We start from the raw sequence: 19,906 nt of genomic DNA on the forward strand, positions 1-19,906 counted from the left end.
TTACAAAATCCGATAGAGCAACCGCTCGATCCGCACCCGACTGACACGCTTGAGGAACTTGGCCACCGCCGCCGGGTATTCCAGCAGCGTTTCCAGATCCTGATATCGCTGGATGCGCGTGGTGTTGTGGAAAATCTCGCCCAGTTCTTTACTGCGCGGCTCCAGCAATTCGCCTTTCGGGTCATCGATCAGCAACGCGTTCTCAAGGTCGAGGCGGAACGCCCGTGGGTTGAGGTTATTACCGGTCAGCAAGGTGTAGCGCTTGTCGATCCACATGCCCTTGAGGTGATAGGTGTTGTCGCCGTCCTTCCACAAATGCAGGTTCAGCTTGCCGCTGTCGATGCTGTGTTGATGGCGTTTGGCAAAGCGCCGCAGGCTGATCTCGTAAAGATACGGCAACGCGGCGATCACCTTGAACGGCTCGCTCGGCGGGATGAAGAAGTCGTTGGCGGTCTTGTCACCGACCACGATGTCGATTTTCACGCCGCGCCCCAGAGCCCGGTTGATTTCCCGGGTCACCGCCAATGGCAGGTTGAAATACGGCGTACAGATGGTCAACTGATGCTGAGCGCTGGCGATCAACTCGCAAATCACTCGGCTCAACGGGTTGTTCTTGCCCACACCGAGCAGCGGACTCACCGACAAACCGCCCTTCGCCGTACTGCCGGCCGTGGTGTCGTACGCGGCGTGCTTGAGGCGGCTGCGCAAATCGCCAATGTCGTTGCGCAGGCTGCGGGTGGTCGGCAGGTTCGGCAGGTCGAGGCGATGCACCGCTTTGGAAGCGATCAGACCGTGCTGGATCAAGTGCTGCATGGAATCAGCCAGTGCGTGGTTCTGCAGCAGGTGATAACGGTCGTAGCGGTACTTGTCGAACTTGTGCAGGTAAACGTTGTTCAGGCTCGCGCCGCTGTAGATCACGCAGTCATCGATCACAAAGCCTTTCAAATGCAGCACGCCGAACAACTCGCGAGTCTGCACCGGCACGCCGTACACCGGCACAACACTTTCGTGGGTGCGCGTCGCTTCCTGGTACCAGGCCGAGTTGCCCGGCTGTTTGCCGGCACCGATCAAGCCGCGCTGAGCGCGCAGCCAGTCAACCACCACGACCACGTCCAGTTCCGGACGCTTCAGTTTGGCGGCGTGCAAGGCATCAAGGATTTCCTGACCGGCCTCGTCCTGTTGCAAGTACAGCGCAACGATATAGATGCGTTGGGTGGCACTGGCGATTTTTTCCAGCAGGCAACGCCGGAACTCGGCAGCGCCGGAAAGAATGGTGACGGCATCGGCGGTCAGCGGAAAACTGCGCAGCTTAGGCAGCAGAGAGCGTTTGAAAAGCGACGGCATAGGGCTCGCAAAGGGTCAATTCCGAAGAGTCCGAGAGCTTACACCATGGATCCGCTTGGGTCTTCCCACGGCACCGATCGTTCCCACGCTCTGCGTGGGAATGCCGCCATGGACGCTCTGCGTCCGCTTCGAAATGTGACGCGGAACGTCACGGGATGCATTCCCACGCAGAGCGCGGGAAAGATCTTTCTAAAAACCCGTTGACCAAGGAGAACGATCGTTCTACTGTTCACCACATGAACGAAATCACAAGCAACGACACACGCGACATCATTCTGGATGTCACCGAAAAGTTGATCTATAAAAGTGGCATCGCCGCCACCAGCATGGATCTTCTGGTAAAGACCGCCGGCGTCTCCAGAAAAAGTATCTACCGCTACTTCGCCAACAAGGAGGAGCTGACCGTCGCCGCCCTGCAACGCCGCGACGCGCGCTGGATGCACTGGTACAGAAGTGAAGTCGACCAGGCTGAAACCCCGGCCGACCGCCTGCTCAACCTGTTTACCGTGCTCAAGGCCTGGTTCGCCTCTGAAGGCTTCCGTGGCTGTGCGTTCATCAATACCAGTGGTGAAACCGGCGACCCGTCAGACCCGGTTCGCCTGGTCGCCAAAGATCACAAACAAAAGCTGCTCGCCTACGTGTGCGAGCTCTGCACCGAACATGGGGCTAACGACCCGGAGACGCTGGCCAAACAGCTGCTGATCCTGATCGACGGCGCCATTACCGTAGCGCTTGTGATGGGTGATCACAGTGCCGCCGATAATGCGCAATGCATGGCGCGAAAGTTATTGGACCTGTAACACTTGAACCAAGCCTGACAACTTGCTCGAACTCTAACTTGAAAGGGAGACTATATATGTCTAACGCCGAAGTTCGTCCGCCATTGCCGCCGTTTACCCGTGAATCAGCCATCGAAAAAGTTCGCCTGGCCGAAGACGGCTGGAACTCCCGCGACCCGGAACGCGTGTCGCTGGCCTACACCCTGGACACCAAGTGGCGTAACCGCGCCGAGTTCGCCTACAACCGCGAAGAAGCCAAAGGTTTCCTGACCCGCAAGTGGGCCAAGGAACTGGATTATCGCCTGATCAAGGAACTCTGGGCCTTCACCGGCAACCGCATCGCCGTACGTTATGCCTATGAATGGCACGACGACTCGGGTAACTGGTTCCGTTCCTACGGCAACGAAAACTGGGAGTTCGATGAAAACGGTTTGATGGCCAACCGGTTTGCCTGCATCAACGACATGCCGATCAAGGAAAGCGACCGCAAGTTCCATTGGCCACTGGGACGTCGCCCGGATGATCATCCGAGCTTGTCCGACCTCGGTCTGTAACCGCTGATCCCCTGTAGGAACGAGGTTTGCCCGCGAAGGCGATGTAACAGGCCACTTATTTGTTGACTGTGAATCAGCCTTCGCGGGCAAGCCTCGCTCCTACGGGATTTATGTCGTCCGCCCATTTTGTGATGACCACAATCCCGTAGGAGCGAGGCTTGCCCGCGAAAAGGCCAGACCAGTCGCCGCAAAGTCTGGATCTAGGTAAGATATCGGCCCTTCCCCGCAGCCCCTTGCTGCACCCCGCCGAATAAGCCGATTTCCATGCCTTTTGAACTCAGCGTTGACCTCACCACCCTGGCCATTCTGGCCATTGTCGCCTTCATTGCCGGTTTCATCGACGCCATCGCCGGCGGTGGCGGTCTGCTGACTACCCCGGCGCTGTTGACCGCCGGCCTGCCGCCACACCTGGTGCTGGGCACCAACAAGCTGAGTTCGACCTTCGGCTCCGCCACCGCCAGTTTTACCTTCTACCGCCGCAAGCTGTTCCATCCCCGGCAGTGGGTGCACGCCATTGTCGGTACGCTGGTCGGTGCGCTGACTGGCGCCGTGGTCGCGCATTACCTGCCCGCCGAATGGCTGAACAAAATGCTGCCGGTGATTGTGTTTGCCTGTGGCCTGTACCTGTTGTTCGGCGGCACACCGAAAGCTCCGCTGGACAGCGACGCACCGATCAAGAAAAAGTGGCAATCGACCCAAGGCTTCAGCCTCGGTTTCTACGACGGTGTGGCCGGTCCGGGAACCGGCGCGTTCTGGACTGTCAGCAGTCTGCTGATGTATCCCATCGACCTGGTGAAGGCCAGCGGCGTGGCGCGCAGCATGAACTTCGTCAGCAACATCGCGGCGCTGTCGGTGTTCGTGTTTTCCGGGCAGGTGGACTGGATCATCGGCCTGAGCATGGGCCTGTCGGTGATGGTCGGCGCGTTCTTCGGGGCTCGCACCGCCATCAGCGGCGGCGCGAAGTTCATTCGCCCGGTGTTCATCACCGTGGTGCTAGGCTTGACCGTGCGGCTAGCCTGGCAGCACTGGTTCAGCGTGGCCTAAGCGCCGCGCCACGTAGACGTCGATGAGGTAACGGGCAATCGAGCGCGACGCCGGCAAGGGTGGCAACTCATGAACGTTGAACCACTGGGCGTCTTCAATCTCGTCTTCCTGACAGACAATCTCGCCACCGGCGTACTCGGCGTGAAAGCCGAGCATCATCGAATGCGGGAACGGCCAGCACTGGCTGCCCAGGTACTGGATGTTCTTGACCTCGATCTGCACCTCCTCGCGCACTTCGCGAATCAGGCAGTCCTCGGCTGACTCGCCCGGCTCGGCAAACCCCGCCAACGTGCTGTAGACCCCGGTCACGAAACGTGGCGAACGGGCCAACAGCACCTCGTCGCCCCGGGTCACCAGCACAATCATGCTCGGCGAGATGCGCGGGTAATAGCGTAAATCACACGGTTCGCAGTACATCGCACGCTCACGAGGAACTTGCGTCGCCGCCTGACCGCAATTGCCACAAAAGCGATGCTCGCGGTACCAGGTGCCGATCTGCGCGGCATAACCAAGCACCTTGTACACCGTGTGATCGCCATCGAGCATGAACGCCCGCAAGCCTTTCCAGTTGCAGCCCGGTACTTCGCTGTGACTGCGCAATTCCAGCAGGTAGACCGGTTCGCCATCCAGGTGACCGATGCCATGTTCGGCCAGGATCGACAGGTCCTGGCGTTTGAGCCATTCGCGGGGGAACAGCGCGCCATTGTCGTCGAACAGAAAGCCTTCGGGGCTGCGAGCCACGGCCCAGCCGCCAGGTTGATCGGTGTCCAGTACTGCGGTGGTCCAGCGTGAAGTCATTTTAATCAGTCCAGAAATTCGGGTTTCTGTTTGCTCATATGGGCAGCCATGGCCACGCGCAAATCGGTGGATTGCAGCATGGCGGCGTTCCAGGTGGCAACGTATTCGAGGCCGTCGTCGATGCGGTGGTCGCGTATGTAGCTGATCATCTCTTTGGTGCCGGTGACCGCGATCGGCGACTTGCTGGCGATTTCCCGGGCAATGCCCATCACACCGTCCAACAGGCTGGCCTGGTCGCTGTAAACGCGATTGACCAGGCCGATGTTGCGCGCTTCCTCGGCGCCAAAGGTGCGACCAGTGTAAGCCAGTTCACGCAGCATGCCGTCACCGATGATCCGCGGCAAACGTTGCAAAGTGCCAACGTCGGCGGCCATGCCGATGTCGATTTCCTTGATCGAAAATTGCGCATCCTCGGCGGCGTAACGCATGTCGCACGCGGCAATCAGGTCGATGGCGCCGCCCAGGCAATAACCCTGAATCGCCGCCAGCACCGGCTTGCGGCAGTTATCGACGGCGTTGAACGACGCTTGCAGAGCGAGGATCTTGCGGCGCAGCAGACGTGCATTGCGGCCGACGTCCTTGCCCAGTTCATTGGCCACTCCGGCCAGCATCATCAGGTCGATGCCGGAGGAAAAGTGCTTGCCGGCGCCACTGAGTACAACAACCCGAGCTTCATCGGTGTCATCGATCCACTGGAAAATGTCGATGATCTCGCTCCAGAACGCGGCGTTCATCGAATTGATCTTTTCCGGGCGGTTGATCTGCACATGGGCGATTTTATCGGCCAGTTCGACGGTGAACGCGGTGTACTGAGACATGGCAGTGATCCTTTTACCGGGCAAAAATGAGGACCGGACTATAACAAGGCATTGCGTGGGGGAGTAAGGCAGTGGTTCGGCCAAAAGCGGGACTGCCTCGGGTTCTCCAGTGTCTGATCTGACCTCTTCGCGGGCAAGCCTCGCTCCTACGGGCATACGGGCATACGGGCATACGGTGCCTTTGTAGGAGCGAGGCTTGCCCGCGAAGGCAGCACCGCCGATCTAACTGCCCTTCACCGCCACAAACGCCACGGTTTCATAAGGTACGGTCACCACATCCTTGCCGCGCAAGTCAGGCTCCCCGGCAATCAACGCCCGCATCTGTTCATCCACCCTCTCCCGCTGCTCCTCGGGCAACGCCGCAATAAAACTGGTCGAGCGCACGCGATTGAAGATCACATCTTCCGGCGCCCCCGTGTGCCCATGGCTGAAATACTGGGCTTGCAACGGCCCGAACGCCGGATGAGGAAAGGCCTGACGCCAGGCTCCCGTGTAGTAGCGCGGCGTATCGCCTTCCAGCGCGTTGATGATCGCATCCAGTTTCGGCACCCAACTCACCTTGGTATCGCGCAGGTTCCACACCAGGCCCAGCCTGCCACCGGGCTTGAGGACCCGGGCGATTTCGGTCAGTGCTTCAGTGCTGGCAAACCAGTGAAAGGCCTGGGCGCAGACCACCACGTCCACCGATGCATCCGGCAGCGGCAAATCCATCGCGGTGCCGCTCACCGCCAACACATCGGGGAACGCGTCGGACAACTTCTCAAGCATCTGCGGCACCGGTTCCACGGCAATCACCTGCGCGCCGGTCGCGACCAGGCGCCCAGTGAATTTACCGGTGCCCGCGCCCAGATCGATCACGGTTTTGCCCGCGTTCAAGCCCAGGGTTTCGCTCAGCCACTCGGCCACTTGCGGCGGGTAGTCCGGGCGGCCGCGAACATACGTATCGGCCCCGGTTTTGTAACCCGCAGCCGCAGAATGATGGACCTGATCTTTCATGGCAGTGCTCCTGAACAACAACGAATGCTGTCGAGCATAGCGCCTCGATTTGAGCTTTCCCCGCCAAAGAAATGAATAATTGTTCACCCTGCGGTGTTCTCCAATCAACGCCCCATGAGAATTGCCCCTGCGGCTGCCGCCTGCGGCCGGGGCGTGGTTTACACTCAATCGAATCAACTCGCCGAGCATTTTCCATGACTATCCGTTTTGCTGTTTTCACCGCCCCGCTGTTGCTCGCCGTTGCGTTGTCCGGTTCACTGGCCCTGGCCGATGGCGACGATGACGCTCCGGCCAAACCCAACTGCCCCAAAGGCCAGGTGTTCGACACCAAATCGCAGAAGTGCGTCATGCAAACCAGCAGCCTGGTCCCGGACGCTGACCGCACCGATTACGCCTACCGCCTGGCCAAGGACGGTCGCTACGAAGAAGCCCTGGCCCTGCTCGATACGCTCAAGAATCCAAATACGGCCAAGGCTCTGAACTACCGCGGCTATGCCACGCGTAAACTGGGGCGTACCGACGAAGGCATCGGTTATTACCTGCAATCGGTCAAACTCGACCCGCACTATGCGCAAGTGCGTGAATACCTCGGCGAGGCTTACGTGATCAAAGGTCGGCTGGACCTGGCGCAAGAGCAGTTGCAGCAGATCAAATCGATCTGTGGCAGTACGTGTGAGGAATATCAGGACCTGGCCGAAGCGATCAATGATTCATCGAAAACCTGACACACCGAACAGACGGAGGTCGCCATCGCCAGCGATCAGGCAATACGAACAGAACTGGGCCAGCATTTGGCGCGTTTATGGCGTTACGGCCTGCTGCTGTCCCGGCAACGGCATGTGGCCGAAGACCTGGTGCAAGCCACCTGCGTTCGGGCACTTGAGCGTGCCGGGCAGTTTGTACCTGGCACCCGCATGGACCGCTGGCTGTTGAGCATTTTGCATTCGATCTGGCTCAACGAAGTGCGCTCCCGACGGGTGCGCCAAGGTCAGGGCCTGGTCGATGCCGACAGCCAGTTGTCGGTTGACGGGGAATCGATAGCGCAGACCCATGTGCTCGCCGCCCAGGTCATCCGCCGGGTCGACGCCCTGCCCGAGGCCCAACGTGAAACGGTGTACCTGGCGTATGTCGAAGGCCTGTCGTATCGCGAAGTCGCCGAGGTGCTACAAGTGCCCATCGGCACCGTCATGAGCCGCCTCGCCGCCGCACGGGTGAAACTGGCTGAATATCCGCCACTGCACACAGTGCCGAACCCTTTCACGGGAGAACGTCGATGAACGAGCGCGCGACACCTTCGGACGAGGAACTGGTGGCGTACCTCGACGATCAGCTCGATGCCGACCAGCGCACCCGCATCGACGCGGCCGTCGCCGAAGACTCGACACTCAACTTGCGCCTGCAATGGCTGGCCCGCAGCAGCCTGCCGTTCAAAGAGGCTTATGACGAACTGACCCAACAGGCGCCTGTCCACCGCTTGCAGTCGATGCTCGACACTTTGCCCTCGCCTGAACGTCCGGCCCTGAATCGACGCCGATTCCTCGCGGCGGCGGCCGGCCTGGTGGTGAGTGGCGTGGTGGCGGATCGATTGTTCCTTGCCTGGCAACTGAGCCAGGAGAAAAGCAACTGGCGGGGCCTGGTCGCCGACTATATGTCGCTGTACGTGCCACAAACCCTGGAACACTTGCCCGTCGACGAAGCCTCACAACGGGCGCAACTGCGAACCATCGACGCGCGCCTGGGCCTGAGCCTGACGCCTGCAAAACTGGCCCTGCCACGGTCCGAATTGAAGCGCGCGCAGATCCTCGAATACGACGGCATGCCGATCGCGCAGATTACTTATCTGGACCCGGCACATGGTCCGATTGCCTTGTGCGCCAAGCGCTCCAACAGTGGCAGCCGGCATTTTTCCCATGAGATTCGGCACAGGATGAATGTGGTGTATTGGGCAGACATGGAACATGCGTGGATGCTGATCGGGCATAACCCGGCGGCGGAACTGGAAGGCATGGCGAAATCGTTGCGTAGCCGACTTAGCGCGTGAGCGAAGTTGCCCTATGCTTGGCGTCTGTTTTCCAAGGAGGAACCTCCCCATGCCAAACGCTTCTCGCACAGCCTTGCTGGTCATCGACGTACAGAACGACTTCATCCCCGGGGGGCAACTGCCGGTGCCCGAGGGAGACTTGATCGTGCCCTTGATCAACCGCCTGGGCGACCGGTTCAAACAGGTCATCATTGCCCAGGACTGGCATCCACCCGGCCACGCCTCGTTTGCTTCAAGCCATCCCGGCCGTGAGCCTTACGAGGTCATCGAGCTGCCTTACGGCCCGCAAACACTGTGGCCGGATCATTGTGTACGGGCGACGGCAGGGGCCGAGTTACACAAGGATCTCAACCTGCCCCACGCGCAACTGATCATCCGCAAGGGCTGCAACCCGGACATCGACAGTTACTCGGCATTTCTGGAAGCGGATCGCAAGACCACCACCGGCCTGGCCGGCTATTTGAAGGAACGCGGCATCGACACGCTCTACCTGGTCGGACTGGCGCTGGATTTCTGCGTGATGTTCTCGGCACTGGATGCGCGGGCGGCGGGGTTCAATGTGTTCGTGGTGTTGGATGCGTGCCGGGCGATTGACCTGGACGGATCGTTAGCGGCTGCGATCGAGCGGATGCAGGTGGCTGGCGTTGATCTGGTTTCAGCGGATCAAGTGCCGGGTTAACCCCCGGCACCTGCCCACAAGGACTGCGATCGAGTGCGCCACGACTCGAACGCAGTTTCGCAGGCTTGGCAGACGCTACCTGGAAATTGCAATCGCTCACTCACCGATAACCAAGTCTGTTCCGTTTCGGCCCCACACTAATCAGCCACTCTGAAATTATCGAGTGAGAACCAGTCCGGCGTAGGGCAGTGAAAATCCAGCCGAGCGATACCCGGTGCATCAAACGAAACATTCACCGGACCACCGTATGATGTCCCCAGTTTCTGTGTGCCCAGCAAGGCTCCAGCGGCGGTGTAATACGACACGGTGCTGTTGTCGTAATTGGAGCTGACGTGCCAGAAACTGATCCGTGAATAACTGTTCTTGAGTTTCAATTCCACGTTCACCGCCGCTGCGCCAAACGCTTCGCGACCGATGCTCAGCACCTGGTTTTCTACCTGTCCGGGAAACGATTCGCCAATTTCAGTGCGGGGGGTGACGGCAACCTCGCCTTCTCCCGACTTGAACGTGATCCGCATGCTGGACAGATCAATGACACCGCCATGCCGCACCGTTTGGGTGGGCGCACCGTCAAAGTCCTCCAGAGGCTGAGCGGGCAGGTTCAATACTGTCAGTTCCTGTGTGGCAAACACCACGGCAGCGCTTTCATCGTCCTTGCCGTCAAACCCCACTTTCAACACCATTTGCAGCTGGCTTCCGGGCTTGAACTTCAGCAGCAGATCCCGTGGCACCGTGTTGTCCAGCCCGCCTATCTCAACATTCGTGACAGGTGCGCCCTGAGCGATAGGGATGACGTACTCGTTGCCATTTACATCAACACCGTGCAGGCGAAACCAACGCAATTGCCCAAGTCCTATCCCGGGCCATGGCGCGCATTGCGCCTGCACTGGGCCCGCAAACGAGCCGAGATCCAGCACCTTATTGCCGATGGCTTGAGGGATCGACGGCTTTGGCAGGCGCGGATCCTTGTCTTTTATTCGATTGATCGTCACATCCAGTGAATCGCTGGCTTGTGCCGCAGTATCGCGGAGCAACACCCAGGACAGGCTCATGACCGCACCATGATTGGCCATCAACATCTGTGGCTTGAGCAGAAAGTTCGCCCGATGGTTTTTGTTGAAGGCCATGGCGGCGAACGTCGGCGAGCCGAGACCGGGTGTACCTTCGGCCAACAGTCGGGCCTGATCACCGGGAACATCGTCAAGAAATTCCACACGAGCGGTCACGCCATCAACAAAGTCCAGTGGGTCCAGTGGAGTGCCCGCCCCCACCAGCGTTGGCGGTTGCAGCAAGGAGACAGCCTTGCCTTTGACGTCGACCTTCAACGCAATGGAACGATCAAGCCTATTGCCCTGACTCATGCGGGTGTAACTGAACACGGCAGTCCCGCCCGCAACTCGGGCGAATCGATCGTATGGAACGGACAGCGAATACATGAAAGGGACATTCTTGATTGTTTCAATGAGCGTCAACACGTCTTCCGGTTCCGATCCGTCGGCGCTGCGGAAGCGGCAAGTGAGGTGGATTTCGTCGTCTTTCAACCAACCGCGCGGCACGTAAACCTGCGCCGCGGCCGGTTTGCCCGCGAGTTTTTCAAGCTCGATGGTATCGGGATCGTCTTCGGCATCGGCGGGGTCTTCACTGACGATCGGTGGGTCATACCACGTGCCCTTCAGGTTGACGTACAGATACAGACTGGCCGAGTACGGGCTGTTGACATCCGGCCCGTTACCTACGCGATCGATCACTGTGTAATTGATGCGAAAACGCGGATTATCGCCAGCCGCAACAAATGTCGCTTCGTCGACCGTCATCTCGAGCCAACCCTGATCGACTTCAGGCTGGGTCACCGTGTGGTTGAGCACAATGGAATTGCAATCGAGCCGAATCTGGTCAAACGTCCTCATCAACGGATAGGACAGCGTGACGATAACGCCTTCGCTCGCCCGCTCAGGGTCCACGCCTTGATCCAGCACTTCTGACTCGACTTCAATCGATAGCTCCGAATGACCTTCCTCGCCAGGAAACTGATCCACGAGGCCGGGGCGCTGCGCATGGAATAACACTTGCAACGGCGCCGAAGCGTCGATCTCGGTGCCTGCGCGATCAAGCAAGCAATCGAGCGTATTGAGCCCGTCCGTCCAGTGCCGGGTCTGCACGTAAACAGTCGCACGCTTGTCTTCTTCACCCGCCATCACGGGGAATGAGGCCACCGTTGCGCCGTTGAGCTGCAGCTTGAAGGTGTCACCGGCTTGTGCGAGGGACGAAGGCTCGATGAACACTTTGACCCCTTCCGGATACAGGTAAGTCAACGCCAGTGGAAGCCCGGCGTCGGCGCCGTCCGGCCCCGGAATCGGTTCTTTCATTCCCGGAATGAGGGGTTTGTCGAGGGTGAATGTGGTCATCGTATTCATGGGAAAGTCCCTGTAGGCCGGGCTGCGATGGCTGGATAGAAAAGAGCACGTCCTTTTTATTCAACACCGCCCGGCCGATGACCGCTACTGTCAGATCTGACAGGTACAGCATCTTAAAAACCTGAATGACTACCTTTAGTCTGAAAACGCGCCTGACCTTAAACCGAAGTGCTGGCCAGCGTCGGCAACCACAATTTGAACCGCGCTCCGCCGAGCGGCGATGCCTCAACGGTCAGCGTGCCACCCTGCGCTTCCAGCGCCCGACGACTGATCGCCAGCCCCAGGCCAAATCCGCCCGTTGCCCGATCCCGGCTGCGATCCAGTCGATAGAACGGTTCAAAAATCCGCTCGCGCTCATCGTCGGGAATGCCGATGCCGTCGTCGTCGACCCAGATTTCACACCCTTTCGGACAGACCTTTACGCCAATCTGAATACGCTTTTCGCAATAGCGCATGGCATTGCGCAGCAGGTTCTGTATCGCGCGAGCCGTCAGTCGCGGGTCCAGCACGAAGCGTTCGAGTTGCCCATGCAGCAGCACATCGATCACGATGTCCGGCGACTCCAGTTCTTCATCGACGCTGCCCAAAATGCTGTCGATGAACTCGTCCAGCGACACTTCAACCTGCTCCGGCAGCCGCGCCGGGTTTTGCAGTCGGCTGTAGGACAACAACTCCAGCACCAGCTCATCCAGCTCCCGTATGTGCGCGACCAGCCCCAGCAGCCGCTCGCGACTGGCAGCCGGCAAGTCGTCGGACAGCGCCAGGGCCAGGCCGAAGTCCAGGCGCGTCAGCGGTGTGCGCAGTTCGTGGGACACGGCGTTAAGCAAGTCGCGTTGCTGGTTGAGCAGGTTTTCGATGTCGCCGGCCATGGTGTCGAAGACAGTGGCCAGGCTACCGATGTTGGAGTGCGAGGAGATCTGTGTGCGTTCGCCGAGGTGGCCCTTGCCGAAACGTTCGGCGGTGCCTTTGAGCCGTTCCAGATCGCGCCAGTGCGGACGCAGCCACAGCAACAGGCAGGCGAGCATGGTCGCGCCGATCAGGACGTTGATGCTCCAGTACAACAGGCTGACGTCCATCGGGTCCGGCGGTACGACCATTTCGACAACGGACTGCTCATTCAGCGGTGCCACGGCGAGCGTGCGCCAGCCCCAGTCACCAATGCGCACGACGTTCTCGCCACGCTGCAAACGCTGGCGCTCCTGGAGGGTGAAGTCGGGATCGTCATGGCGGGTCAGAACGATGCGCAGCGGGGCAAACTCCTTGTCCATTTCAGTCGCCAACGCTGGCCATTGAGCTTCCGGCACGGCATGGAACTGTTTGACGATGAGGGTTTGCAGCCCGCGCGAATAATCGAGGTTGTAGGTGACGAACCGTTCATGGAAGAGCTTGATCACCAAGTCCGGCATCAGGTAGATCGCCGCGCTGTACGAGACGATCATCACCAGATAGAGGCGAAACAGGATCCTGAACATCGTCTCAGCATTCCCACTCGGAACGGCTGAACAGGTAGCCCTTGCCCCACACGGTCTTGATCTTGCGCGCCTCGCCCGCGTGGTCGTCGAACTTGCGCCGCAACTTGGAAATCGCCACGTCCACCGAGCGGTCGGTGCCGTTGAATTCGATGCCGCGCAGGCGTTGCAGGATCTGGTCGCGGCTCAGTACTTCGCCGGCGTGCCGGGCCAGCACCACCAGCAGGTTGTATTCACCGCTGGACAGCTCCACCAGCTGATCGCGCCAAGTCACGGTGCGTTCGGACAAGTCGATGCACAAGTTGCCCATGAGGATGCGGTCGTTGGCGGTCTGCGGTTCGCTGAGGCTGCTGCGGCGCAGCAGCGTGCGCACGCGGGCCAGCAAGACGCGGGGTTCGCAGGGTTTGGTGACGTAATCGTCGGCGCCCATTTCCAGCCCCAGCACCTGGTCGTGGCTGTCGTCGCGAGCGGTCAGCATCAGGATCGGCAGCGTGGCCGAATCCGCCCGCAGCAAGCGGCAGACTTGCAGGCCATCAAGCCCGGGCAGCATCAGGTCGAGGATGACCAGGTCCGGCGGATTGACCCGCGCCCGCTCGCGCACGTGGTCGCCACGGCTGATCACACTGACGCTATAGCCATTGCGTTCCAGGTAGCTGGCAATCAGTTCGGAGAGCGCGGTGTCGTCTTCGACCAGGAGGATGTTGGGCATGGGTGTTTCCAGAAAGTGCAGTGGCGACCTTTGGGGCCTCTTCGCGGGCAAGCCTCGCTCCTACAGGGAAATGCGAATACTCGCTCCTACGAGGGAATGCGATTAACGGTAGGAGCGAGGCTTGCCCGCGAAGGCGGCCTGACAGGCGCAAAAAGTTTCAAGCGGCCAAGGATATACGCCCCCGCACGCCCGCGAGCAAAACCCTTACACAATTTCACACAGCACCAACAAAGCTTCACCGCTACTCTCCTCGCCTCCCCGTAGGATGCGGGCAGTCATTATTGGGGTAATTACATGTCAAAGAACCTGCTTGCCAAGCTCAGCCTGATGGCGCTGGCATTGACGCTGAGCGCTTGTGACAAGTCCTCGAACGCCGAAGAACAGGCGCCTCTGGCCACGGTGCGCGTCGAAACTGTCGAAGCCCGGCCCCTGTCGATCACCAGTGAACTGAGCGGGCGGATTGCCGCGCCACGGATTGCCGAAGTCCGCGCCCGGGTCGCCGGCGTCGTGTTGCAACGCACCTTTCGCGAAGGCAGCGACGTCAAAAAAGGCGATGTGCTGTTCCGTATCGACCCGGCGCCCTTCAAGGCTGACCTCGACAGCGCCGAAGCATCCTTGCGCAAGGCTGAAGCCAATGCGTTCCAGGCCAAATTGCAGGAACAGCGTTATGCCCAGTTGATCGAAGGCAACGCCATCAGCGGCCAGGATTACGACAACGCCCGGGCCAGTGCCCGGCAAACCGCTGCTGATGTCGCCGCCAACAAGGCCGCCGTGGACCGGGCGAAACTCAACCTCGGCTACGCCACCGTCACTGCGCCGATTTCCGGGCGTATCGGCCGCGCGCTGGTGACCGAAGGTGCGCTGGTCGGGCAGAACGAAACCACGCCGCTGGCACTGATCCAGCAGCTGAACCCGATTCACGCCGACCTGACCCAATCGACCCGGGAACTCAACGACCTGCGCCGCGCCTTCCGTTCCGGGCAGTTGAAGGAAGTGGGCCAGGGCCAGGCCAAAGCCACGCTGATTCAGGATGACGGCAGCCTTTACCCGCTGCCGGGCAAGCTGCTGTTCACCGACATCACTGTCGACCCGGGCACTGGCCAGATTATCGTGCGCAGCGAGTTCCCCAACCCGGACCTCGACTTGCTGCCGGGCAGCTTCGTGCGGGTGCGCCTCGAACAAGCCGTCAATCAGCAAGGCATCAGCGTACCGCAGCGGTCCATTCAGCGTGACAGCGCCGGCATTGCCCAGGTGTTGGTGATCGACGCCGAGCAACGCATCGGCCAGCAAACGGTAGAACTGGGCGCGGTACAGAACGATCGCTGGATCGTCACCGCCGGCCTTAACCCCGGCGACCGCATCGTCACCGAAGGCCTGCAACACGCCAAGCCCGGTGAAAAAGTCCAGATCGACAACACCCCTCTTCCACTTGCCCAGGTTTCTGGTCAGTAAGCAGGACGCTTTTTATGCCGCAGTTCTTTATCGATCGCCCGGTGTTCGCCTGGGTGGTTGCCCTGTTCATCCTGCTGGCCGGCGCCTTGGCCATTCCTCAGTTGCCGGTGGCGCAATACCCCGACGTCGCGCCGCCGCAGATCGAAATCTACGCCGTGTACCCCGGCGCTTCGGCGCAGACTATCGACGAGAGCGTAGTCAGCCTGATCGAGGAAGAGCTCAACGGCGCTGATCATCTGCTGTATTTCGAATCCCAGAGCAGCCTCGGCAGCGCCACCATCAAGGCCACTTTCCAGCCGGGCACCCACCCGGAAATGGCCCAGGTCGACGTGCAAAACCGGCTGAAAGTCGTGGAGTCGCGGCTGCCCCAAGCGGTCAATCAGCAAGGCTTGCAGGTGGAGAAAGTCTCCGCCGGTTTCCTGTTGTTGATCACCCTGACTTCCAGCGACGGCAAGCTCGACGATGTGGCGCTCAGTGATTACCTGGCGCGCAACGTGATGAACGAGATCAAGCGCCTGGACGGCGTCGGCAAAGCCCAGTTGTATGGCGCCGAACGGGCGATGCGCATCTGGATCGACCCGCAGAAGCTGATCGGTTTCAACCTGACCCCGGGCGACGTCAACGCCGCCATCGTCGCGCAGAACGCCCAGGTCTCGGCCGGCAGCATCGGCGATTTGCCGACGCGCACCACCCAGGAAATCACCGCGACCATTCTGGTAAAAGGCCAATTGTCGACGCCGGAAGAATTCGCCGACATCGTCCTCAAGGCCAATCCTGACGGTTCCACCGTGCGCATCAAGGACGTGGCGCGGGTCGAGATCGGCAGCCAGGAATATCAGTTCGGCACGCGCCTGAACGGCAAGCCTTCCACCGCCGTCAGCGTACAGTTGGCGCCGGGCGCCAATGCGCTGAGCACCGCGACCCTGGTGCGCGCGAAGATGGATGAACTGGCGCGCTACTTCCCGGCGAACGTGGAATACAAGATTCCTTACGACACCTCGCCGTTCGTCAAAGTCTCGATCACCAAAGTGGTTTACACCCTCGGCGAGGCGATGCTGCTGGTGTTTGCGGTGATGTTCCTGTTCCTGCAGAACATCCGCTACACGCTGATCCCGACGCTGGTGGTGCCGGTGGCGCTGATGGGCACGTTTGCGACCATGCTCGCGCTGGGCTTCTCGATCAACGTGCTGACCATGTTCGGCATGGTACTGGCCATCGGCATTCTGGTGGATGACGCCATCGTGGTGGTGGAAAACGTCGAGCGGATCATGGCCACCGAGGGCCTGTCGCCCAAAGAGGCGACGCGCAAGGCGATGAAGCAGATTACCGGGGCAATCATCGGCATCACCCTGGTGCTGGTGGCGGTGTTTATTCCGATGGCGTTCATGCAGGGCTCGGTCGGGGTGATTTACCGACAGTTCTCGCTGTCGATGGCCACCTCGATCCTGTTCTCCGCCTTCCTTGCGCTGACCCTGACCCCGGCGCTGTGCGCGACGCTGCTCAAGCCGATTGCCAAGGGTGAGCATCACGAAAAGAGCGGGTTCTTTGGTTGGTTCAACCGTGGTTTCGAGCGTCTGACCGAGCGTTATCAAGGTTGGGTGGCGTATGCACTGAAACGCACGGGCCGTTATCTGCTGATCTACGGCGTGCTGCTGATTGGTCTGGGCCTGTGTTTCAGTCGCCTGCCCTCCTCGTTTCTGCCGGTTGAGGATCAGGGTTACACCATCACCGACATTCAGCTACCACCGGGTGCGAGCAAAAACCGCACGGTCAAGGTCGTGGAACAAGTTGAAGCGCACAACGCCACTGAGCCGGGTGTCGGCGACAGCACAGTGATTCTCGGTTTCAGTTTTTCCGGCAGCGGACAAAACGCCGCGCTGGCATTTACCACGCTGAAGGATTGGTCGGATCGGGGCAGCGACGACTCGGCGAGTTCGATTGCCGACCGCGCCAACATTGCCCTGAGCCAGATAAAGGATGCGGTGGCCTTCTCGGTGCTGCCGCCGCCGGTTGACGGTCTCGGCACTTCCAGCGGCTTCGAGTTCCGCTTGCAGGACCGTGGCGGCCTCGGTCATGCCACGCTGATGAAAGCGCGGAGCGAATTGCTCGCCGCCGCCGAGAAAAGCCCGATCCTGATGAACGTGCGCGAAAGCGCGCTGGCCGAGGCGCCGCAAGTGCAGCTGGAAGTCGACCGCAAACAGGCCAACGCTTTGGGCGTGTCCTTTGCCGACATTGGCAACGTGCTCTCCACGGCGGTCGGTTCGGCCTACATCAACGACTTCCCCAATCAGGGGCGGATGCAACGGGTGGTGGTTCAGGCTGAAGGCGATCAACGCAGCCAGGTGGCCGATCTGCTGAAGATCCACGTGCGTAACGACGGCGGAAAAATGGTGCCGTTGTCGGCCTTCGTCCAGGCGAAATGGACCCAAGGCCCGGCGCAGTTGACCCGTTACAACGGCTACCCGGCGATCAGCATTTCCGGCGAGCCGGCGCCCGGCCACAGCACCGGCGAAGCCATGGCGGAAATCGAGCGGCTGGTTGCACTCGGCCCGGCCGGGTTGGGTCAGGAGTGGACCGGGTTGTCTTTGCAGGAACGTTTGTCCGGCAGTCAGGCACCGATTCTGCTCGGGCTGTCGCTGTTGATCGTGTTCCTCTGCCTGGCGGCGCTGTATGAAAGCTGGTCGATTCCGACATCGGTGCTGCTGGTAGTGCCGCTGGGTGTGCTCGGCGCCGTGCTGGCCGTGACCTTTCGCGGGATGCCCAACGACGTGTTCTTCAAGGTCGGACTGATCACCATCATTGGCCTGTCGGCGAAGAACGCGATCCTGATCATCGAATTCGCCAAGAGCCTGTACGACGAAGGGCATGACTTGGTCGACGCCACGCTGCAAGCCGCGCGCTTGCGGTTGCGGCCGATTGTGATGACGTCGCTGGCGTTCATTCTGGGTGTGGTGCCGTTGGCAATTGCTACCGGGGCCAGTTCGGCGAGTCAGCAAGCAATCGGCACCGGGGTGATCGGCGGGATGATCACAGCGACGCTGGCGGTGGTGTTTGTGCCGGTGTTTTTTGTGGTGGTGATGAAGCTGGTCCGCAAACGCCATAAAGACATCTAACCCACAACATATCCCCTGCGGGAGCGGGTTGTTTTCTCTGGTGTGGTCACAACAGACCACACTGGACTAAGGTGGTCGCATACCCTGGCCCATCGAGCACCCATGCCCTATCTCGCCCGCACCCACCCTCGCCTGTCTGCCGCAGCCACCCTTGGCCTCGCGGCAGGCATTCTGGCTCCAGTCGATTCGATCATCAGCAAAATCCTCATTGGCTGGAATGTCGGGGTCTGGACGTACTTGATCCTGATGCTCTGGCTCGCCGCCCGCGCCAAGGCGCCTGATGTAAGGCGTATTGCCGAGATCGAAGACGAAAACGCCGGGTTGGTGTTGTTTGTGGTGTGCATCGCGGCGATTGCCAGCCTCGCGACCATCACCTTCGAGCTGGCCGGCAGCAAAGACCTGGAAACCACCCGCAAGCTTCTGCATTACGGCTTCACCGCGCTGACGGTCATCGGCTCATGGCTACTGATCGGGGTGATTTTCAGCGTGCATTACGCTCGCCTGTTCTACACCTGGAACGGCAAGGACCTGGCACTACGCTTCGCCGAAGGACTGGAAACTCCCAATTACTGGGACTTTCTGTACTTCTCTTTCACCATTGGCGTGGCGGTGCAGACTTCGGATGTGGGCGTGGCGACTCGGAGCATGCGCAAGATTGTGCTGGCGCAATCACTGATCGGTTTTTTGTTCAATACGGCGATTCTCGGTTTTTCGATCAACATCGCAGCCGGGTTATTTGGCTGAGCGCTGCACAAACGTTCTAGTCATTGTTCCCGGCGTCGGCGTTAAATACGTCGGTAAACGGTTTCGCAGGTGCAACATGACCACCCACAACTGGATCGACCTGACCCAAGACGCCGACACCGGCATCGAAACCCTGCGCGCGCATTTCAAGGGCCACGCTTACGATCCGCATTGGCATGACAGCTACCTGGTGGGCGTGACCGAGCAAGGCGTTCAGCAATTCAATTGCCGGCGCGCCAGGCATCAGAGCACGCCGGGCAAAGTATTCTTGCTCGAACCGGGAGACATCCACGACGGAGAGGCGCCGACGGAGGATGGGTTCACCTACCGCATGTTGTATCTCGACCCACAGTGGCTGGAACGTGAGTTGAGCGCGCTGTTCGAAGACGCGCCGCTTAATAGTCAATTGAGTTTCGCCACCACCCTGGCCAGTGATACAAGGCTGGCTCACGCCATCAGCCTCGCCTTTGAAGCCTTGCACGGGGCGGAATTGAGAATCGTGCGCCAGAGCGCTCTTGACGGGTTACTGGAGCGCCTCACCACTCACTTGCACTGGCGCACCCGTTATGCGGAAGACCCGCGCCTGCCCCGGGTGGCGCAGAGGGCCCGGGAGTACTTGCATGCCAACGCCCGTTACGACATCGGTCTCGATCAATTAGCTGCGGCAACTGGCGTAGATCGATTCCGTTTGACCCGCGCGTTCAAGGCCGCTTATGGCATCGCACCTCATGCTTACCTCGTGCAATTACGCTTGGCCACCGCGCGCCGCCTGCTGGCCCGCGGAGAACTACCGGCCACAATCGCCATGGAATTGGGGTTTTCCGATCAAAGTCATCTGGGCCGCTGGTTTGTAAGAGCCTATGGCCTGACACCCGCGCTGTACCGCAAGCGCTGCTCAAATCTTCCAGACAGGTGATACGCCGATTGTGAAGATCGTCATCATCGATCTTCA

Annotated in this window: 18 protein-coding genes; 11 read left to right on the forward strand and 7 right to left on the reverse strand. The window is 60.1% G+C overall.

Annotated features, from left to right (window positions below):
- Nucleotides 1–1,344, reverse strand: a complete 1,344-nt coding sequence (gene pssA, locus AB4N91_RS12765; RefSeq protein ID WP_010460013.1) for a CDP-diacylglycerol--serine O-phosphatidyltransferase — start codon at nt 1,342–1,344, stop codon at nt 1–3.
- Between the two features lie 236 nt (nt 1,345–1,580).
- On the opposite strand from pssA, the gene AB4N91_RS12770 reads away from it, so the two are divergent.
- The 3 genes from AB4N91_RS12770 (at nt 1,581) to AB4N91_RS12780 (ending at nt 3,721) form a co-directional block, all read left to right on the forward strand.
- Nucleotides 1,581–2,144 (forward strand): TetR/AcrR family transcriptional regulator, encoded by a 564-nt coding sequence (locus AB4N91_RS12770; RefSeq protein ID WP_460112519.1) that lies wholly within the window; start codon nt 1,581–1,583, stop codon nt 2,142–2,144.
- 56 nt (nt 2,145–2,200) lie between these two features.
- The gene (locus AB4N91_RS12775; protein ID WP_010460010.1) at nt 2,201–2,677 is read left to right on the forward strand and encodes a nuclear transport factor 2 family protein; all 477 of its coding nucleotides are present in this window, start codon (nt 2,201–2,203) and stop codon (nt 2,675–2,677) included.
- A 264-nt stretch (nt 2,678–2,941) separates the two neighbouring features.
- Entirely contained in the window at nt 2,942–3,721 is a 780-nt protein-coding gene (locus tag AB4N91_RS12780; protein ID WP_102593769.1) for a TSUP family transporter, read from the forward strand.
- On the opposite strand, the gene nudC is transcribed toward AB4N91_RS12780, so the two are convergent.
- The 3 genes from nudC to AB4N91_RS12795 all read right to left on the reverse strand — a co-directional run bounded on the left by nudC (nt 3,689) and on the right by AB4N91_RS12795 (nt 6,333).
- Entirely contained in the window at nt 3,689–4,519 is an 831-nt protein-coding gene (gene nudC, locus AB4N91_RS12785; protein WP_010460006.1) for an NAD(+) diphosphatase, read from the reverse strand. The genes AB4N91_RS12780 and nudC overlap by 33 nt on opposite strands.
- A 5-nt stretch (nt 4,520–4,524) precedes the next feature.
- Nucleotides 4,525–5,337, reverse strand: a complete 813-nt coding sequence (locus AB4N91_RS12790) for a crotonase/enoyl-CoA hydratase family protein (RefSeq protein ID WP_154911753.1) — start codon at nt 5,335–5,337, stop codon at nt 4,525–4,527.
- A 222-nt stretch (nt 5,338–5,559) separates the two neighbouring features.
- On the reverse strand, nt 5,560–6,333 hold the full coding sequence (locus AB4N91_RS12795; RefSeq protein ID WP_077748371.1) for a class I SAM-dependent methyltransferase: 774 nt from the start codon (nt 6,331–6,333) through the stop codon (nt 5,560–5,562).
- A gap of 194 nt (nt 6,334–6,527) precedes the next feature.
- Here AB4N91_RS12795 and AB4N91_RS12800 point away from each other — a divergent pair, with 194 nt between their 5' ends.
- The 4 genes from AB4N91_RS12800 to pncA all read left to right on the forward strand — a co-directional run bounded on the left by AB4N91_RS12800 (nt 6,528) and on the right by pncA (nt 9,053).
- Nucleotides 6,528–7,058: a tetratricopeptide repeat protein gene (locus tag AB4N91_RS12800; RefSeq protein ID WP_083376824.1), complete on the forward strand. Its 531-nt coding sequence runs from the start codon at nt 6,528–6,530 to the stop codon at nt 7,056–7,058.
- Nucleotides 7,059–7,124: 66 nt separating this feature from the next.
- Nucleotides 7,125–7,610 (forward strand): RNA polymerase sigma factor, encoded by a 486-nt coding sequence (locus AB4N91_RS12805; RefSeq protein WP_010459999.1) that lies wholly within the window; start codon nt 7,125–7,127, stop codon nt 7,608–7,610.
- The gene (locus tag AB4N91_RS12810; protein ID WP_010459997.1) at nt 7,607–8,374 is read left to right on the forward strand and encodes an anti-sigma factor family protein; all 768 of its coding nucleotides are present in this window, start codon (nt 7,607–7,609) and stop codon (nt 8,372–8,374) included. The genes AB4N91_RS12805 and AB4N91_RS12810 overlap by 4 nt, the downstream gene beginning before the upstream one ends.
- A gap of 49 nt (nt 8,375–8,423) precedes the next feature.
- Nucleotides 8,424–9,053, forward strand: coding sequence for a bifunctional nicotinamidase/pyrazinamidase (gene pncA / locus AB4N91_RS12815; protein ID WP_460112521.1), 630 nt, complete (start codon nt 8,424–8,426; stop codon nt 9,051–9,053).
- 137 nt (nt 9,054–9,190) lie between these two features.
- Here pncA and AB4N91_RS12820 read toward each other — a convergent pair whose 3' ends face one another.
- The 3 genes from AB4N91_RS12820 to AB4N91_RS12830 form a co-directional block, all read right to left on the reverse strand.
- Nucleotides 9,191–11,467 carry a hypothetical protein gene (locus AB4N91_RS12820; protein WP_460112522.1) on the reverse strand — a complete coding sequence of 759 codons (2,277 nt, stop codon included), beginning with the start codon at nt 11,465–11,467 and terminating at the stop codon, nt 9,191–9,193.
- A 158-nt stretch (nt 11,468–11,625) separates the two neighbouring features.
- Nucleotides 11,626–12,939, reverse strand: coding sequence for an ATP-binding protein (locus tag AB4N91_RS12825; RefSeq protein ID WP_010459991.1), 1,314 nt, complete (start codon nt 12,937–12,939; stop codon nt 11,626–11,628).
- A gap of 4 nt (nt 12,940–12,943) precedes the next feature.
- Nucleotides 12,944–13,645 carry a response regulator gene (locus AB4N91_RS12830; RefSeq protein ID WP_010459989.1) on the reverse strand — a complete coding sequence of 234 codons (702 nt, stop codon included), beginning with the start codon at nt 13,643–13,645 and terminating at the stop codon, nt 12,944–12,946.
- A 294-nt stretch (nt 13,646–13,939) separates the two neighbouring features.
- On the opposite strand from AB4N91_RS12830, the gene AB4N91_RS12835 reads away from it, so the two are divergent.
- The 4 genes from AB4N91_RS12835 to AB4N91_RS12850 all read left to right on the forward strand — a co-directional run bounded on the left by AB4N91_RS12835 (nt 13,940) and on the right by AB4N91_RS12850 (nt 19,870).
- On the forward strand, nt 13,940–15,097 hold the full coding sequence (locus tag AB4N91_RS12835) for an efflux RND transporter periplasmic adaptor subunit (RefSeq protein ID WP_102593762.1): 1,158 nt from the start codon (nt 13,940–13,942) through the stop codon (nt 15,095–15,097).
- A gap of 14 nt (nt 15,098–15,111) precedes the next feature.
- Complete coding sequence (locus AB4N91_RS12840; RefSeq protein WP_077748363.1) at nt 15,112–18,210, forward strand: efflux RND transporter permease subunit; 3,099 nt, start codon at nt 15,112–15,114, stop codon at nt 18,208–18,210.
- A 102-nt stretch (nt 18,211–18,312) separates the two neighbouring features.
- Nucleotides 18,313–18,954 carry a DUF1345 domain-containing protein gene (locus AB4N91_RS12845; RefSeq protein WP_102593760.1) on the forward strand — a complete coding sequence of 214 codons (642 nt, stop codon included), beginning with the start codon at nt 18,313–18,315 and terminating at the stop codon, nt 18,952–18,954.
- Nucleotides 18,955–19,030: 76 nt separating this feature from the next.
- Nucleotides 19,031–19,870 carry an AraC family ligand binding domain-containing protein gene (locus AB4N91_RS12850; protein WP_460112523.1) on the forward strand — a complete coding sequence of 280 codons (840 nt, stop codon included), beginning with the start codon at nt 19,031–19,033 and terminating at the stop codon, nt 19,868–19,870.
- Nucleotides 19,871–19,906 lie beyond the last annotated feature (36 nt).

The organism is Pseudomonas sp. H3_D04 (genome assembly GCF_054669175.1).

Coding starts and splice junctions, on each gene's coding strand:
- pssA (WP_010460013.1), bottom strand. CDS start 1,344: ATGCCGTCGCTTTTCAAACGCTCTCTGCTGCCTAAGCTGCGCAGTTTT.
- AB4N91_RS12770 (WP_460112519.1), top strand. CDS start 1,581: ATGAACGAAATCACAAGCAACGACACACGCGACATCATTCTGGATGTC.
- AB4N91_RS12775 (WP_010460010.1), top strand. CDS start 2,201: ATGTCTAACGCCGAAGTTCGTCCGCCATTGCCGCCGTTTACCCGTGAA.
- AB4N91_RS12780 (WP_102593769.1), top strand. CDS start 2,942: ATGCCTTTTGAACTCAGCGTTGACCTCACCACCCTGGCCATTCTGGCC.
- nudC (WP_010460006.1), bottom strand. CDS start 4,519: ATGACTTCACGCTGGACCACCGCAGTACTGGACACCGATCAACCTGGC.
- AB4N91_RS12790 (WP_154911753.1), bottom strand. CDS start 5,337: ATGTCTCAGTACACCGCGTTCACCGTCGAACTGGCCGATAAAATCGCC.
- AB4N91_RS12795 (WP_077748371.1), bottom strand. CDS start 6,333: ATGAAAGATCAGGTCCATCATTCTGCGGCTGCGGGTTACAAAACCGGG.
- AB4N91_RS12800 (WP_083376824.1), top strand. CDS start 6,528: ATGACTATCCGTTTTGCTGTTTTCACCGCCCCGCTGTTGCTCGCCGTT.
- AB4N91_RS12810 (WP_010459997.1), top strand. CDS start 7,607: ATGAACGAGCGCGCGACACCTTCGGACGAGGAACTGGTGGCGTACCTC.
- pncA (WP_460112521.1), top strand. CDS start 8,424: ATGCCAAACGCTTCTCGCACAGCCTTGCTGGTCATCGACGTACAGAAC.
- AB4N91_RS12820 (WP_460112522.1), bottom strand. CDS start 11,467: ATGAATACGATGACCACATTCACCCTCGACAAACCCCTCATTCCGGGA.
- AB4N91_RS12825 (WP_010459991.1), bottom strand. CDS start 12,939: ATGTTCAGGATCCTGTTTCGCCTCTATCTGGTGATGATCGTCTCGTAC.
- AB4N91_RS12830 (WP_010459989.1), bottom strand. CDS start 13,645: ATGCCCAACATCCTCCTGGTCGAAGACGACACCGCGCTCTCCGAACTG.
- AB4N91_RS12835 (WP_102593762.1), top strand. CDS start 13,940: ATGTCAAAGAACCTGCTTGCCAAGCTCAGCCTGATGGCGCTGGCATTG.
- AB4N91_RS12840 (WP_077748363.1), top strand. CDS start 15,112: ATGCCGCAGTTCTTTATCGATCGCCCGGTGTTCGCCTGGGTGGTTGCC.
- AB4N91_RS12845 (WP_102593760.1), top strand. CDS start 18,313: ATGCCCTATCTCGCCCGCACCCACCCTCGCCTGTCTGCCGCAGCCACC.
- AB4N91_RS12850 (WP_460112523.1), top strand. CDS start 19,031: ATGACCACCCACAACTGGATCGACCTGACCCAAGACGCCGACACCGGC.